A 14,822-nucleotide genomic window follows, 5' to 3' on the forward strand; every position below is an offset into this window, starting at 1 on the left:
GAAGGCTGGTTCCTACTTCGTCTTGCGGGCGGCGGCGACGGCGTCGGCAAGAGCGGAATAGTCGCGCGCGCCGTAGAGGATCTGCTTGCCGACGACCCAGGCCGGCGTGCCGTTCATTGCCAGCTTCGCGCCCAGCTGGTGATTGGCCTCGATCTCCTTCGCGATCGCCGGGCTGGCCGCCAGTTTTTCCGTCGCGGCAGGGTCGAGCCCGGCCTTGGCGAGTGCCGCGCCGATGCTGGCGTTGCTCGGCCCGCCGCTGGCGAACAGCGCGTCGTGGAACGGGCGGAACTTGCCCTGCTGCGCGGCGGCCAGCGCGAAGCGCGCGGCGACCACGCTCGCCTCGCCCAGCACCGGATATTCGCGATAGACGACGCGGACGTTCGGATCCTTGGCGATCAGTTCGGCCAGCGCCGGCAGGCTGGCCCGGCAATAGCCGCACGCATAGTCCATGAACACGGCTATGGTGACGTCGCCATCGGGATTGCCCGCCCAGGCGCTGCCGAACGGCGTGGTGAGCGCGGGCAGCACCGCGGGCACGGCGGCCTGCGCGCCTTCCTGCGCCTTCTGCGCCGCCGCGGTTTCCTGCTGCTGCAGCCGCTCCATCATGTCTCGCAGGATGGCGGGGTTCTCGAGCAGATACGTCTGCACGATGCGCTCCACCTGTGCCTTGTCGCCGCCGATACCCGGGAGCAGCGCCTGCAGCGCCAGCGCGGCGAGGCCGCCGAGCAGGGCGGCGACGAGCAGCGCCCCGCCGAAGAACAGATTCGGGCGATTCATTACTGGCCGCGTCCCTTGTTGCGCTTGTCGTCCTTCATCGCCTGTTCGGAGACCATCGCGATGTCCTGCGCGCGGATCCATTCGGGCGAGCCCTGGGGCAGGCCGCCCATCGCGCGACGGGCGCTGACCATCGCGGTGCGCGCGTCGCCGATCAGGTTGGCCCGCTCGGCGGTGGCGAGGGCGGTTCGCGGCTCGTCGCCCTTGCGATCATAGACGGTGCCGAGGTTGATCCAGGCGAAGGGGTTGTCCCGGTCGCGCGTCAGTGAATCGCGCAGCACCTGCTCGGCCTCGTTCAGGTTCGCCTTGTCCTCGGTCGCGACCAGCGCGTGGCCGAAGGTGCTCGCGATCAGCGGGGAGTTGTTGGAGAGCTGGGTCGCCTTGCGCAGCGGGTCCAGCGCCGCCTGGGGCTGGCCGGATTCGAGCAGGATCTGGCCCTGCAGCTCGAGGAAATAGGGGTCGTTCGGCGCCAGCTTGACCAGCGCCGCCGTCTCCTCGGCGGCCTGCTCGGGATAGCCCGACTGATGATAGGCATAGGCACGCGCATAATGCGCCGGGATCGAATTGTCGGCCTTGGGATAGAGTCGCAGCGTCTTCTTGGGATCGTTGGTATAGCCGCGCAGCTTCGCCTGGACGCGCTTGAAGCGGCGCTCGAGATCGGGATCGAGCGGCTTGTTCCAGTTGGGGGATCCCTGGAGATCGGCCTTCAGCGTCTGCACGCGATCCTGCGACATCGGGTGGGTCTGGGCGAAGGGATCCACCTCGGGATCGGTGGCGTAATAGCCGTAGCGGTGCATCTCCTGCGTCAGCTTGTCGAAGAAGCCCAGCATCCCCTTGCCGCTGATGCCGGCGGTGTTGAGAAAGCGGACCCCGGCCGCGTCGGCCGAGGATTCCTGCACCCGGCTATAGGCGAGATACTTGCCGATCGCGGCGCGCTGGCCGGCCATCAGGATGCCCGTGCCGGCCTCGGCAGAACCGGCCGCCATCGCCGCGGCACCGAGCAGCAGGCTGAGGATGGAAATGTTGCCATAGCCGCCGTCGCGCTGGAACACGGCATGGCCGCCGACGATATGGCCGATTTCGTGGGCGACGACGCCCTGGACCTGATTGGCGCTATCCGCCGCGTCGATCAGGCCCGCATTGATGTAGACAATCTGGCCGCCGGCGACGAAGGCGTTGATCGACGGATCGGCGATCAGCACCACCTTGCCGTTGGCGGGGTTCAGTCCGGCGGCGGTGAACAGGGGCCTGGCCATGTCGGCCAGCAGCGCCTCGGTTTCGGCGTCGCGGAGCACCGATTGCGCCATCGCGGGGCGGGATGCGAACGATGCGAGGCAAAGCATCGCGAGCAGCGTGGCCAGTCGGTGGATGCGCGCCATGATCGAAACTCCCCGGGGCAAATTCAACGGGCCGCCCTGGCAATAAGGCCCTGAACCGACACTGAAAGCCCCGGCGCGGCGAGCAAGCCGCGCCGGGGATCTTCCTCAGGCGCCGAAGGTGCGCTGCCACCAGCCGCGGCGGGGCTGGCCTTCCTCTGCCGGCGCCTCTGCCTCGGCAGCGGGGGCCTCCTCGGCGGGCGTTACCTCGGCAGCGGCCGGCGCTTCCACCGCCGGTGCCTCGGCTGCCGTGTCCGCCTTCTTGCGGCGGGTGCGCTTGGGCTTGGCCGGCGCTTCCTCGGCCGGTGCTTCGGCCGCGGCGGGCTTCGCCTCGGCTTCGGCATCCGCCTTCTTGCGGCGGGTGCGCTTGGGCTTGGCCGGTGCTTCCTCGGCGGGTGCCTCGGACGCGGCAGGCGCCGCCTCGACCGGTGCGGCCTCGGCATCGACCTTCTTGCGACGGGTGCGCTTCGGCTTGGCCGGTGCTTCCGCCTCAGCCTCTACGGCTGCGGGCGCAGGAGCTGCTTCGGCGACGGGCTCGGGGGTCGCGATCGGGGCGTCGGCCTCGGCTTCCGCCGGCTCGCCGGCATCGTCGGCGGCCTGCTCGGCCCCTTCTTCGCCGGCACCGCGACGACCACCGCGACGGCCGCGACGGCGGCGCTTGCGATTGCGCTCGCCTTCCTCGCGCTGGGCGGCGCTTTCCTCGGTTTCGGCAGCAGCCTCGACATCGGCGTCGACGGTATCGGCCTCGGTCTCGGCCTCGTCGGCGTCGCCCTCGGTGCCTTCGGTTTCACCCTGCTCGTCCTGGCCGCCTTCCTCGCGACCGCGGCGCCCGCGACCGCGACGACGGCGACGGCGCTTGCTGCGGCCTTCGCCGTCGCGGTCGCCACGCTCCTGGCGCTCGCCGCGCTCGCGCGGCTCGGCGGCTTCGGCTTCCGCCTCGGTCTCGACCTCTTCTTCCTCTTCCTCGATCTCCTCGACGAAGTCTTCTTCCGGCTCCTCGAGCAGCGGCTCGATCTTGGGCGCATAGGCGGGCGGCGGGCCGGAGGCCTCCACCGTCATGCGCGCGCCTTCCAGCTCGCCGTCCGCTGCGATTTCGATCATCACGCCGTAGCGGTCCTCGATCTCGGCCAGCTCGCCGCGCTTCTTGTTGAGCACGTAGAAGGCCGCTTCCTGGCTGGCGCGCAGCAGGATCTGCGAGCCGCGGCCGCGGGCGGCCTCGTCCTCGATCATGCGCAGTGCCGACAGGCCCGCCGAAGAGGCGGTGCGCACCAGGCCGGTGCCCTCGCAATGCGGGCAGGTGCGGGTCGAGGCTTCGAGCACGCCGGTGCGCAGGCGCTGGCGGCTCATTTCCATCAGGCCGAAGGGCGAGATGCGGCCGACCTGGATGCGGGCGCGATCGTTCTTCAGCGCCTCCTTCATCGCCTTCTCGACCTTACGGACGTTGGACGAATGATCCATGTCGATGAAGTCGATGACGACCAGGCCCGCCATGTCGCGCAGGCGGAGCTGGCGGGCGATTTCCTGGGCGGCTTCGAGGTTGGTCGCGGTCGCGGTCTGCTCGATATTGTGTTCGCGGGTCGAGCGGCCGGAGTTGATGTCGATCGAGACCAGCGCCTCGGTCGGGTTGATCACCAGATAGCCGCCGGACTTCAGCTGCACCACCGGGTGGTACATCGCGGCCAGCTGGTCCTCGACGCCGGCACGCTGGAACAGCGGCACCGCATCGGCATATTGGCGCACCTTGCGGGCATGGCTCGGCATCAGGAGCTTCATGAAGTCCTTGGCCTGGCGATAGCCTTCCTCGCCCTCGACGATCACCTCGTCGATGTCGCGATTGTAGATGTCGCGGATCGCGCGCTTCATCAGGTCGCTGTCGCCATAGACGAGCGCGGGCGCCGACGAGGTGAGCGTGCGCTCGCGGATCTCGTCCCACAGCCGGGCGAGATAGTCGAAGTCGCGCTTGATCTCGGTCTTGGTGCGCTGGAGGCCGGCGGTGCGGACGATGCAGCCCATCGAGGCGGGCAGCTTGAGGTCCGCCATGATGCCCTTGAGGCGCTTGCGGTCGGCAGCCGAGTTGATCTTGCGCGAGATACCGCCGCCATGCGCGGTGTTCGGCATCAGCACGCAGTAGCGGCCGGCGAGGCTGAGATAGGTGGTCAGCGCCGCGCCCTTGTTGCCGCGCTCTTCCTTGACGACCTGGACCAGCAGCACCTGGCGCCGGCGGATCACGTCCTGGATCTTGTAGCGGCGGCGCAGGTTCATGCGGCGCTGGCGCAGCGCCTCGGCCTCGTCGCCATTGCCGCCACGGCCGCGGCGACGGCGGTTGCCCTGGGGCGCGTCCTCGCCCTCCGAGACTTCCTCGTCGTCGTGCGGGCGCTCAACGACCTCGACGCCATCCTCATGGTCGTCATGGTCGTGATCGTGGTGATCGTCGTCGTCTTCCCCATCGGCTTCGCGCAACGCCGCTTCCTGCGCGGCATGCTCGGCCTCTTCGCGCAGCAGCGCTTCGCGGTCTTCCTTGGGGATCTGGTAATAGTCGGGATGGATTTCCGAGAAGGCGAGGAAGCCGTGGCGGTTGCCGCCGTAATCGACGAAGGCCGCCTGCAGCGACGGCTCGACCCGGGTCACCTTAGCGAGATAGATATTGCCCTTGAGCTGCTTGCGCTCAGCGGACTCGAAGTCAAATTCCTCGATTCGATTCCCTTTGACGACGGCCACGCGGGTTTCCTCCCGGTGGCGTGCGTCGATCAGCATACGCATGGTCATTTATGATTCTCCGGGCGCGCCGGCACAGTTCCTCGAAGGAATGGGGCGCGAGCGCGCGATACAAGAAGCGCACCCGGCGGCCGGCAAGGCCGATTCGGGTGGCGCGGGTTTCAAAAACTGCTGTTGCTGCACGGGCACGAGCGGACCAGCGGTCCCCTTGCTCCACCATCGCCGCGCTGCCGGCCGCAAGGGCCTGGCGATGCGGACGGTGGGGAAATTGCCTCATGCGAACGTCAACCTGAACTGTCGCGACAAAGAAGCGTCGCGGGCCTGATCCGGCGCAGTGCCGGAAGCGTAACCTGCCTAGCACCGCTATGTCGTTGCGGCAACCGGGGGAGCATGGGCAAGATATCATCCCCCGGCCGCCACAAAGCATTTCGGGGAATTTCGATCCGTCGCTTTCGCAGATGGCGATTAGCATCCGGTTAACCAAGGTGGTGATCGCGGATTTCCGGGCTGGACCGGGTGGCGGCGCGCACGGCATAGCGGCGGCCGTGTCGTGGATCCTGCTTCTGCTCGCCGGTTGGGCGACCGGTCTGCCCGGCTGGGTCGACGCGGTCGCGCGGCTCCGCGTCGAGGACGGCGCGGTCGTCGTGCCGGTGCCCGCCGCGGGTGAGACGGGTGCGCTGCGTTTCGCGTGGCGCAGTCCTGACTACAGCGTGAGCCTGGCGATGCCCGCGCCCGTCGCCGCAGCCGGCGGTCCGCTGCCGAAGGTTCGGGGCGCCGCCGGGCTGCCGCTCGTGATGCTCGATCCGGGCCATGGCGGGCGCGACCCGGGTGCTCCCGGCGTCGACGGCACGACCGAAAAGGCGCTCACCCTGGCGGCGGCGCAGGCGATCCGCGACGCGTTGCTCGCTTCCGGTCGGGTTCGGGTGGCGATGACACGGGAGGACGATTCGTTCGTACCGCTCCAGCAGCGTACCGACATGGGTCGCCGGCTGGGTGCGGCGCTGTTCCTGTCGCTCCACTGCGACAGCGCGGCGGATCCGCTTGCCTCGGGCGGTACGCTCTACACGCTGTCCGATGTCGCGTCGGACAAGGAATCGGCGCGCTTGGCGGCGCGCGAGAACCGTGCCGACCTCATCGCCGGCATCGATCTGGGCAGCGAGCGCGCCGATATCGCCTCCCTGCTGATCGACCTCGCCCAGCGCCGCACCATGGGCGTCTCTGCGCGCTATGCCGATCTGCTCGCCCGCGAGGTCGCGCCTGTCATGCATCTCCACGCCCGCCCGCGAAGAATGGCGGCGCTGGTGGTGCTCAAGGCGCCCGACATGCCTTCGGTGCTGTTCGAGCTCGGCTATGTCTCGAACGAGGCCGACGCGACGGCGCTCACCTCGCCGGAAGGGCGCGCGCGGCTCGCCGCTGCGGTGCGCCGGGCGACCGAAATCTTCCTCGCGACGCGCTGAGCCGGGGCAAGCGCCGGGCACCGCTCCCTTTCCTCCGCCCGAAAAGGTGCTACACCGCGCGCCGCATGGCCGACGGCGTCCCCTCCGATACTCCCCAGCGCAGAGAAGGCGTGCCCGGCCGCTGGGCCCGGCTGCGGCGACGCTGGTGGTTCCGCATCCTTGCCGTGCTGGCGCTGCTCGCCGGGCTGTTGGTGCTCGCCCTGTGGCTGCTCGTCGCGCGCGATCTGCCCTCGGTCAACACGCTGCGCCGCTACGAGCCGCAGCTGCCCAGCTATGTCCGCTCGGCCGACGGCACGCCGATCCACGCCTATGCGCAGATGCGGCGCGTGCAGCTCAGCTACAACGAGTTCCCGCCGCTGCTCGTCCGCGCCTTCATGGCGGCCGAGGACCGCACCTTCTTCTCGCACCACGGGCTCGATTTCCCCGGCCTGGTGCGCGCCGCGGGCGAGGGGATCATCCGCGGCAAGACCCCGCGCGGCACTTCCACCATCACCCAGCAGGTGGTGAAGAACATCGCGGTCGGCAACAAGGCGACCTATACCCGCAAGCTGCGGGAGGCGATCCTCGCCTGGCGGATCGAGGATACGCTCACCAAGCCGCAGATCATGGAGCTGTACCTCAACACCATCGAGCTGGGGCGCAATTCCGGCGGTGTGGCGGCGGCGAGCGACGCCTATTTCGGCAAGCCGCTCGACAAGCTGACGCTCGCCCAGATGGCCTATCTGGCGATCCTGCCCAAGGGGCCGGCCAATTACGATCCCGACCGCAACACCCGGCGCGCGCTCGATCGCCGCAACTGGGTGCTCGGCGAGATGCTGCGCAACGGCTTCATCAACCAGGGACAGCATGACGCGGCGGTGGCCGCACCGCTCGGGACCGTGCCGCGCCAAACCCCGCGTTTCGAGCGGGTGGGCGGATATTTCGTCGAGGAAGTGCGCCGCCAGCTCGCCCGCACCTTCGGCGAAAACCCGCAGGACGGGCCGTACAGCGTCTATGGCGGCGGACTGTGGGTGCGCAGTTCGCTCGATCCGCGGCTCCAGGCCTATGCCCAGCGTGCGCTGCGCGACGGGCTGCTGCGGTTCGATCGCGGGCGCGGCTGGTCCGGCCCGCTTGCCAAGGTCGCGTTCGATGGCGACGGCTGGTATTCGGCCTTCGCCTCCAGGAACATCGGCGTCGATTACGACAATTGGCGCGCGGCGGTGGTGATCGCGCGGGATACGCGCAGCGTTCAGCTCGGCTTCGACGATGGCGAGACCGGTACCATGCCCGAGCGCGCGGCGCAGATGCCGATCCGCGGCAAGGGTGGCCGTGCCTTCGATGCGATCAAGGTGGGCGACGTGCTCGCCGTGGCGCCCGAGGGCGGCCAATGGGCCCTGCGCAGCATCCCCCGGATTTCCGGCGGCATGGTCGTCGAGGATCCCGCGACCGGCCGCATCCTCGCGATGCAGGGGGGCTTCGATTCCCGGCTCCAGCCATTCAACCGCGCCACCCAGGCGACCCGCCAGCCGGGATCGACGATCAAGCCGATCGTCTATGCCGCCGCACTCGAGAACGGGATGACGCCGGCCTCGATCGTGGTCGATGGTCCGTTCTGCGTGTGGCAGGGCGCCGGGCTCGGCCAGAAGTGCTTCCGCAACTTCGGCAATGCCCGTGGCGCCGGCCCGCGCACGCTGCGCTGGGGCATCGAACAGTCGCGCAACCTGATGACGGTCCAGATCGCCAACGCCACCGGCATGGACAAGGTGGTCGACGTGATCCAGCGGCTGGGCGTCTCGAAGAACCGGCTGCCGCCCTATCTCTCCTACGCGCTGGGCGCGGGCGAGACGACGGTGCTGCGGATGGTCAACGCCTATTCGATCCTGGTGAACCAGGGCCGCGCGCTGAACCCGACGCTGATCGACTTCGTCCAGGATCGCCGCGGCCGGGTGATCTTCCCCGCCGGCTGGCGCGCCTGCCAGGGCTGCAACGCCCGCGACTGGGACGGCAAGCCGATGCCCCGCCCGATCGTGCGCGCCCGGCAGCTGATCGATCCGATGGTGGCCTATCAGATGGTCCACATCACCGAAGGCGTGATCCAGCGCGGCACCGCGACCGTGCTGCGCGACCTGAACCGGCCGATGATGGGCAAGACCGGCACCACCACCGGCCCCACCGACGTGTGGTTCGTCGGCGGCACCCCGCAGATGATCGGCGGCCTGTATCTGGGCTACGACAATCCCTCGAACCTCGGCGGCTATGCGCAGGGCGGGGTGATCGCAGCACCCATCTTCAAGGAATTCGCGGTGCCCGCCTATGAAGGGCTGGACCCGCTGCCGTTCCGGGCGCCGCCGGGCATCCGCATGGTGCGCATCGATCGCGGCAGCGGCCGGCCGGTGCAGGGCGGCTGGCCGACCGACGATCCGCTGGCGCCGGTGATCTGGGAAGCGTTCCGCCCCGACAGCGATCCGCGCCGCACCCGGCGCACCGCCAATGCCGAAGCCGCGCCCGTCACGGCGGCCCCCGTGCAGCGCAAGGCCGAGCGCCAGAGCGACAGCGACTTCTTGCAACAACAGGGCGGAATCTACTAGCGGAGCGTCCGCACCCTATATGGCTAAAGATCGCCGCATCGTCCGTGGTGCGGCCGGCGGTTACTTCGGAAGGTTTGGAACATGCGCGCTGAAGCGCAGGCATATGTCGACAAGATCAACGCGGCCCTCGCGCTGCTGCGCCGCTCGCTCGACTGGGACCGCGCGCTGCGCCGCCTCGACGAGCTGAACGCGCGCGTCGAGGATCCGACGCTGTGGAACGACGCCAAGAAGGCGCAGGACGTGATGCGCGAGCGCCGTCGCCTCGACGAATCGATCAGCGCCACCCGCGCGATCGAGAGCGAGCTGAACGACACCGTCGAGTTGATCGAGATGGCCGAGGCCGAGGGCGACGAGGAAATGGCGGTCGACGGCACCGCCAGCCTGCGTGCACTCGCCGAGCGGTCCGATGCCGACAAGGTCAAGGCGCTGCTCTCGGGCGAGGCCGATCCCAACGACACCTATGTCGAGATCAACGCCGGCGCCGGCGGCACCGAATCGAACGACTGGGCCGAAATGCTCCAGCGCATGTACACGCGCTGGGCGGAGCGCCACGGCTACAAGGTGGAGCTGGTCGACTATCACGCCGGCGAACAGGCGGGCATCAAGTCGGCGACGCTCTTGTTCAAGGGTGAGAACGCCTATGGCTATGCCAAGACCGAGAGCGGCGTGCACCGGCTGGTGCGCATCAGCCCGTTCGATTCGAACGCGCGCCGCCAGACCAGCTTCGCCAGCGTCTGGGTCTACCCGGTGATCGACGACAATATCGACATCGAGATCAACGAGAGCGAACTGCGCATCGACACCTATCGCGCCTCGGGTGCGGGCGGGCAGCACATCAACACCACCGATTCGGCGGTGCGCATCACCCACTTGCCGACCGGCATCGTGGTGCAGTGCCAGAACCAGCGTTCGCAGCACAAAAACCGCGCCGAGGCCTATAACCAGCTCCGCGCCCGCCTGTACGAGCGCGAGCTGGCCGAGCGCGAAGCGGCGGCCAACGCGGTCAACGCCACCAAGACCGATATCGGCTGGGGCCACCAGATCCGCTCTTACGTGCTCCAGCCGTACCAGCTGGTGAAGGACCTGCGTACCGGCGTCACCTCCACCGCGCCGAGCGACGTGCTCGACGGCGACCTCGACAGCTTCATGGCCGCCGCGCTAGCACAGCGCGTGACGGGCGAAGCCGTCGTGGTGGAGGATGTCGATTGACCCTGGCGCGGCCCCTGCTGCTCGGCGCGACGCTGCTGCTCGCAGCATGCGACGGCAGCCCGCGGGGGCCGGGCAACGTCACCCGGGAATCGTCCAACACCGGCTTTCCGGCCGCGGACCGGCCGGTAGCGACGATCGTATCCTCGCGCTGGTCGAGCGAGGAAGAGCGTGACCGGCTGAACGAGGCCGCCAAGGTGATGGACCTGGCCGGGATCAAGCCCGGCATGACCGTCGCCGATATCGGCGCGGGCGAAGGCTATTACACGATCCGCCTCGGTCAGCGCGTGGGAGCCAAGGGCCGGGTCGTCGCCGAGGACATCGTCCCCGATTACATCAGCCAGCTCGCCACCCGGGTGGTGCGCGAGAAGCTGGACAATGTCAGCGTGCGATTGGGCCTGCCCGCCGATCCGCGACTGCCCGAGAACAGCTTCGACCGCGTGCTGATGGTCCACATGTATCACGAGATCGAATCGCCCTACGAATTCCTGTGGCGGCTGCGGCCGTCGCTGGCGCCGGGGGGCCAGGTAGTCGTGGTCGATGCCGATCGCCCGACCGAGAATCACGGCACGCCGCCGGCGCTGCTCAAGTGCGAGTTCGCGGCGGTCGGCTACAAGCAGGTGTCGATCCGGCCGATGGCGTCCGCCGGCGGCTATATGGCGGTGTTCGAGGCGAGCGGCGGTCGCCCCGAGCCGGAGACGATTCGCGCCTGCAAGTCCGGCGCGCATGCGCCCACGGTAACGCCCAAGCCCAACGGCGCACACGAATAGCGCGCACGCACCGTTGCTTGACGGGAGGTTCAGCTGGGATGCGCCTCGGGCTCGGCATCGTCGCCCCGCTCGCTGGCGGCGAAGTCGCATACCGTGTCGCTGAAGCCTTCCACCTCCACCAGCGGGTCCTCTTCGCCGGTCATCGGAATGCCGTCCCGGTCCTGACCGGCCAGCGCATCCACCCGGCCTTCGCGCGGCAGCGTCCCCTGCCGGTTCGCGGCGTGGACGCGGCGTTCGTGCTCGGTGCGCTCGCGCGGGGGATTGGCGGTCATTCGGCGGTCCTTCCGTTCAGCGTCCAGGCAGGGGTGAACGCACGCGGCGCGCGTGCTTTCCCCGAACCCTATCAGGAAAGCCGTCGCGCACCGAGCACGAACGCGGCTCAGGGCTGGTCGGCGAGCGCAAAGATCTGTTCGGTCGGCACCCACTTCACGCCAGGCTCGGCAAAGGCGAGGCGGCGTTGAAAGCCGTCCATCAGCGCCTCCCAGGCCTGCACGTCGGGATCGGCGGCGTCGTTCGCGCGCTTGGCCTCGGGATCGAAGGCGGGGCCGGTCTCCATCACCATCACCAGCCGGTCGCCGGCGTGCCAGATCTCCATCGATTCGATGCCCGCGTCGCGGATCGACCTGGTGACGGCCGCGGGTGGACCTCCCGGCCGATGCCAGTGGCGGTAGGCGGCAATCGCGTCGGGATCATCGTTCAGGTCGAGCAACAGGACATGGCGCATGGCAGGGCTCCGGCACGGGGGAGCGCCTGCATAGCCGCCGCCTGCCGGGGGACAAGCCTTGTTCCGCATCTCCGCTTTTCCGATCGGTGCGCATCGCGTACCTCCCCTTGATCTACGGGTGGAGGCAAGGACGACGTGGCGAAGGCGGGCAGGCCGGCACAGGGAGCCACGGTGATCGACGTGGCGGCGCGGGCAGGCGTTTCGGCGATGACGGTATCGCGCGTGATCAACGGCCGCAGCGGGGTGAGCGCCGCCACCCGCGAGGCAGTGGAGCGCGCCATCGCCGAGCTGAGCTATGTCCCCAACGTCGCCGCGCGCAGCCTGGTCACCTCGGCCGAGCTGCGGATCGGGGTGGTCTATTCCAATCCCAGCGCTGCCTTCATGAGCGAACTGCTGACCGGCGTGTTCGAAGAGGCATCCACCCGCGGCGCGCGGCTGGTGCTGTTGAAGGGCGAGGGCGGAAAGGCCCCCGATGCCGCGGCGCTGGCACGCTTCGCGGCCGCCGGCCTTTCCGGTATCCTGCTGGCGCCGCCGCTCGGCGAGGCGAGCGCCGTGCTGAAGGCGCTGCGCGGGCTCGACGTCCCCGTCGCCGCGATCGCCGCCTATCACGTGCCTGGCGCGACCTGCGTGCGCATCGACGATCGCCGCGCCGCCTGCGAGATGACCCGTCATCTGCTCGATCAGGGGCATCGCCGTCTCGGCTTCGTGACCGGGAACCCAAACCAGGCCGCCAGCGCCGAGCGGCGAGCGGGCCTTGAGGATGCGTTGCGGGACGCGCCCGATGCGAGCGTGCAACTGGTCCAGGGCGATTTCAGCTATGCCTCGGGCCTGCGCGCCGGCGAGGAACTGCTCGACGGGCCATCACCGCCGACCGCGATCTTCGCCAGCAATGACGATATGGCGGCGGCGGTCGTCTCGGTTGCGCATCGCCGCCAGCTCGACGTTCCGCGCCAGCTCACCGTCGTCGGATTCGACGATACGACCGCGGCGGTGACCCTGTGGCCGCCGCTGACCACCATCCACCAGCCCGTACGGCGGCTCGCCGCCGAGGCGCTGGCGCTGGTCGCGGATGCGGCGCGCGGCAGCGAGGGGCGGACGCCTACCGGACGCGACCTGGTGCTGGAGCACGAGATGGTCCTTCGCAGCTCGACGGCCGCGCCGCCTGCCTAGGCCCTTCCGTCCGGGCAGTGCAGCGTGACGCGCAGCCCGCCGAGTGCGCTGTCTTCCAGCGCCAGCCGCCCGCCATAGAGCGCCAGCAGGTCGCGCACGATCGCCAGGCCGAAGCCGTCGCCGGCAGGCCCCTCGTCCAGCCGCACCCCAGGCTGCAGCACCTGCTCCCGGCGCTCGGGCGGGATGCCCGGTCCGTCATCCTCGATCGTCACGCAGGCTTCTCCGGGGGATGCACCGGCTGCCGTAACGGAAACCGTGGCGCGCGCGTGGCGGGCGGCATTGTCGAGCAGGTTGCCGAGCATCTCGGCCAGGTCGTGCGCGTCGATCGCCACGCGGAGGCCGGCGGGGATCGCGAGCCCGATGGCGATGGCGGGCCGCAGCCGGCCGATCACGGCCGCGACATCGCCGGCAATCGGCGCGATCTCGCTGCTCGCCCGCTGGTTGACCGCGACGGCGCGGGCGCGCGCGAGCGTGTGGCGGATCACCCCTTCGATGCGGCGCACCTGCGCGGCCTCGGGGCTGCCCGGCGCCACGGTCAGCGCCAGCGTCGCCACCGGCGTCTTGAGCGCATGGGCAAGGTTGGCGGCCGAGGCGCGTGCGGCAGCGAGCGTGGCCGCGTTGGCCGCGGCGAGCGCGTTGAGTTCGCTGGCGAGCGGCTGCAGTTCCTGCGGCTGTGCTTCGTCCACGGACTCGCGCTCGCCCCGGCGGATCGCGGCGATCTGGCCGACCAGCACCGCCAATGGGCGGAGCGCGAAGCGCAGCTGCAGCCAGGCGGACAGCGCGAAGATCAGCGCGAGCAGCAGGATCACCGTGGCTAGCGGCACCAGCGCGTCGCGGATCGGCCGGCCGATGACCCGGCCGGGGGCCGAGGCGGTGAGCGTCACCGGCCCCGCGCTGCTCGCCAGCACGAGGCGTCGGGCATGGACGCGGCCGTGGCGGTCCTGACCCTCCAGCGGCATCGGCGGCAGGTCCGCACCGCCCGGGCCGGGCAGATGCGGGCGCAGCGCCGGAAAGTCCGCCGAACCATAGGTGCCCGTCGGCCCCTCGATCCGCCAGCGCCAGCCCGGCGCGGCGGCCAGGCTGCCCTGGCGGGCCGCCAGACGGTCGCGATCGACGCTGCCGTCGTCGCGCACCACGCTCGCGAGTACGGCGATCTGCGCATCGAGCCGCTGGTCGATCCCGCCGGTGACGACCCGGCCGAGCACGCCCGCCATCGTCCAGCCGGCCAGCCCCAGCGCGACCAGCGTCGCCAGCGCGGAGAGCAGGATCATGCGGGTGCGCAGCGAGCGGCGCTTCATGCCGCGGGCTCGCCGCAGGTCAGCCGATAACCGCGTCCGCGGACCGTCTCGATCCGCTCGGCGCCGATCTTGCGGCGCAGTCGACCGATGATGACCTCCAGGCTGTTCGAATCGACATCGGCATCGCCTTCATAGACTCGTTCGAGCAGCTCCAGCCGCTCGATCACCACCTCGCGGCGCAGGATCAGCTGCGACAGCACACGCCATTCGAAGGCGGTTAGCTTGAGCGGCAGGCCGTCCAGCTCGAACTGTCCGGTCTGGCTCTCGAAGGCGAGGGGGCCGCAGGCGATGCGAGTCTGGGCATGCCCGGCGGCGCGGCGGACCAGCGCGCGCAGCCGCATCATCAGTTCCTCGACGCGAAAGGGCTTGGTCAGATAGTCGTCGGCGCCCGCCTTGAACGCGGTTACCTTGTCCGCCCAGGCCTCGCGCGCGGTGAGCACCAGCACCGGCAGGGTGCGGTCCGCGGCGCGCCAGGCGGCAAGGATCTCCGCTCCGGTGCGCCCCGGCAGTCCCAGGTCGAGCACCGCCGCATCATAGGCCTCGGTCTCGCCGAGATGCTGCGCATCGATGCCGTCCGCCGCCAGATCGACCGCGCAATGCTCCGCCCGCAGCGCCCGCGCGATGGCGGGGCCGAGATCGGGGTCGTCTTCTACCAGCAGGATCCGCATGGGTATCGCCTAGCTCCCCGCCCTAAACCCAATCTGAACCACCGGGTTCAGCGCGGGTCGGGACCGACTCGGTAGAACGGCTGCATCGAACACCCAA

Annotated in this window: 13 protein-coding genes; 6 read left to right on the plus strand and 7 right to left on the minus strand. The window is 69.7% G+C overall.

Annotation, left to right across the window (positions count from 1 at the left end):
* Positions 1-12: 12 nt before the first annotated feature.
* The 3 genes from KK7_RS0102745 to KK7_RS0102755 form a co-directional block, all read right to left on the minus strand.
* Positions 13-777 (minus strand): DsbA family protein, encoded by a 765-nt coding sequence (locus KK7_RS0102745; protein WP_010543116.1) that lies wholly within the window; start codon positions 775-777, stop codon positions 13-15.
* Positions 777-2,153 (minus strand): M48 family metalloprotease, encoded by a 1,377-nt coding sequence (locus KK7_RS0102750; protein ID WP_010543117.1) that lies wholly within the window; start codon positions 2,151-2,153, stop codon positions 777-779. The genes KK7_RS0102745 and KK7_RS0102750 overlap by 1 nt, the downstream gene beginning before the upstream one ends.
* A gap of 105 nt (positions 2,154-2,258) precedes the next feature.
* A complete protein-coding gene (locus KK7_RS0102755; RefSeq protein WP_010543118.1) occupies positions 2,259-4,916 on the minus strand; it encodes an Rne/Rng family ribonuclease in 2,658 nt (885 codons plus the stop codon).
* Between KK7_RS0102755 and KK7_RS22800 the strand changes: the two genes are divergently transcribed.
* From KK7_RS22800 to KK7_RS20010, 5 genes are all read left to right on the plus strand, one after another.
* Positions 4,909-5,190: a hypothetical protein gene (locus KK7_RS22800; protein WP_157999974.1), complete on the plus strand. Its 282-nt coding sequence runs from the start codon at positions 4,909-4,911 to the stop codon at positions 5,188-5,190. The two genes, KK7_RS0102755 and KK7_RS22800, sit on opposite strands and share 8 nt — an antisense overlap.
* A 133-nt stretch (positions 5,191-5,323) precedes the next feature.
* On the plus strand, positions 5,324-6,322 hold the full coding sequence (locus KK7_RS20005) for an N-acetylmuramoyl-L-alanine amidase family protein (RefSeq protein WP_010543119.1): 999 nt from the start codon (positions 5,324-5,326) through the stop codon (positions 6,320-6,322).
* Between the two features lie 65 nt (positions 6,323-6,387).
* The gene (locus tag KK7_RS0102765; RefSeq protein WP_029622699.1) at positions 6,388-8,889 is read left to right on the plus strand and encodes a penicillin-binding protein 1A; all 2,502 of its coding nucleotides are present in this window, start codon (positions 6,388-6,390) and stop codon (positions 8,887-8,889) included.
* A gap of 81 nt (positions 8,890-8,970) precedes the next feature.
* Positions 8,971-10,098: a peptide chain release factor 2 gene (prfB, locus tag KK7_RS0102770; RefSeq protein ID WP_029622701.1), complete on the plus strand. Its 1,128-nt coding sequence runs from the start codon at positions 8,971-8,973 to the stop codon at positions 10,096-10,098.
* Positions 10,095-10,865 (plus strand): class I SAM-dependent methyltransferase, encoded by a 771-nt coding sequence (locus KK7_RS20010; protein WP_010543122.1) that lies wholly within the window; start codon positions 10,095-10,097, stop codon positions 10,863-10,865. Before prfB ends, KK7_RS20010 begins: the two co-directional genes overlap by 4 nt.
* Positions 10,866-10,894: 29 nt before the next feature.
* Here the strand turns inward: KK7_RS20010 and KK7_RS0102780 are convergent, their stop codons facing one another.
* Both KK7_RS0102780 and KK7_RS0102785 read right to left on the minus strand, forming a co-directional pair.
* Positions 10,895-11,137 (minus strand): hypothetical protein, encoded by a 243-nt coding sequence (locus tag KK7_RS0102780; protein ID WP_010543123.1) that lies wholly within the window; start codon positions 11,135-11,137, stop codon positions 10,895-10,897.
* Positions 11,138-11,244: 107 nt separating this feature from the next.
* On the minus strand, positions 11,245-11,589 hold the full coding sequence (locus tag KK7_RS0102785; protein WP_010543124.1) for an L-rhamnose mutarotase: 345 nt from the start codon (positions 11,587-11,589) through the stop codon (positions 11,245-11,247).
* Between the two features lie 135 nt (positions 11,590-11,724).
* Here KK7_RS0102785 and KK7_RS0102790 point away from each other — a divergent pair, with 135 nt between their 5' ends.
* Positions 11,725-12,759, plus strand: a complete 1,035-nt coding sequence (locus KK7_RS0102790) for a LacI family DNA-binding transcriptional regulator (RefSeq protein WP_010543125.1) — start codon at positions 11,725-11,727, stop codon at positions 12,757-12,759.
* Here the strand turns inward: KK7_RS0102790 and KK7_RS0102795 are convergent.
* Together KK7_RS0102795 and KK7_RS0102800 are read right to left on the minus strand one after the other, a co-directional pair.
* Positions 12,756-14,057, minus strand: coding sequence for an ATP-binding protein (locus KK7_RS0102795; RefSeq protein WP_010543126.1), 1,302 nt, complete (start codon positions 14,055-14,057; stop codon positions 12,756-12,758). The genes KK7_RS0102790 and KK7_RS0102795 overlap by 4 nt on opposite strands.
* Positions 14,054-14,725 carry a response regulator gene (locus KK7_RS0102800; RefSeq protein ID WP_010543127.1) on the minus strand — a complete coding sequence of 224 codons (672 nt, stop codon included), beginning with the start codon at positions 14,723-14,725 and terminating at the stop codon, positions 14,054-14,056. Before KK7_RS0102800 ends, KK7_RS0102795 begins: the two co-directional genes overlap by 4 nt.
* Between the last annotated feature and the right edge of the window lie 97 nt (positions 14,726-14,822).

This window comes from Sphingomonas elodea ATCC 31461, from assembly GCF_000226955.1.
GTDB classification, from domain to species: Bacteria; Pseudomonadota; Alphaproteobacteria; order Sphingomonadales; family Sphingomonadaceae; genus Sphingomonas; species Sphingomonas elodea.

Bases quoted from the DNA above. Each gene is read 5' to 3' on its own strand.
- KK7_RS0102785 (WP_010543124.1), bottom strand. From the start codon at position 11,589: ATGCGCCATGTCCTGTTGCTCGACCTGAACGATGATCCCGACGCGATT.
- KK7_RS22800 (WP_157999974.1), top strand. From the start codon at position 4,909: ATGGTCATTTATGATTCTCCGGGCGCGCCGGCACAGTTCCTCGAAGGA.
- KK7_RS0102745 (WP_010543116.1), bottom strand. From the start codon at position 777: ATGAATCGCCCGAATCTGTTCTTCGGCGGGGCGCTGCTCGTCGCCGCC.
- KK7_RS0102750 (WP_010543117.1), bottom strand. From the start codon at position 2,153: ATGGCGCGCATCCACCGACTGGCCACGCTGCTCGCGATGCTTTGCCTC.
- KK7_RS0102765 (WP_029622699.1), top strand. From the start codon at position 6,388: ATGGCCGACGGCGTCCCCTCCGATACTCCCCAGCGCAGAGAAGGCGTG.
- KK7_RS0102755 (WP_010543118.1), bottom strand. From the start codon at position 4,916: ATGACCATGCGTATGCTGATCGACGCACGCCACCGGGAGGAAACCCGC.
- KK7_RS20005 (WP_010543119.1), top strand. From the start codon at position 5,324: ATGGCGATTAGCATCCGGTTAACCAAGGTGGTGATCGCGGATTTCCGG.
- KK7_RS0102795 (WP_010543126.1), bottom strand. From the start codon at position 14,057: ATGAAGCGCCGCTCGCTGCGCACCCGCATGATCCTGCTCTCCGCGCTG.
- KK7_RS0102800 (WP_010543127.1), bottom strand. From the start codon at position 14,725: ATGCGGATCCTGCTGGTAGAAGACGACCCCGATCTCGGCCCCGCCATC.
- KK7_RS0102780 (WP_010543123.1), bottom strand. From the start codon at position 11,137: ATGACCGCCAATCCCCCGCGCGAGCGCACCGAGCACGAACGCCGCGTC.
- prfB (WP_029622701.1), top strand. From the start codon at position 8,971: ATGCGCGCTGAAGCGCAGGCATATGTCGACAAGATCAACGCGGCCCTC.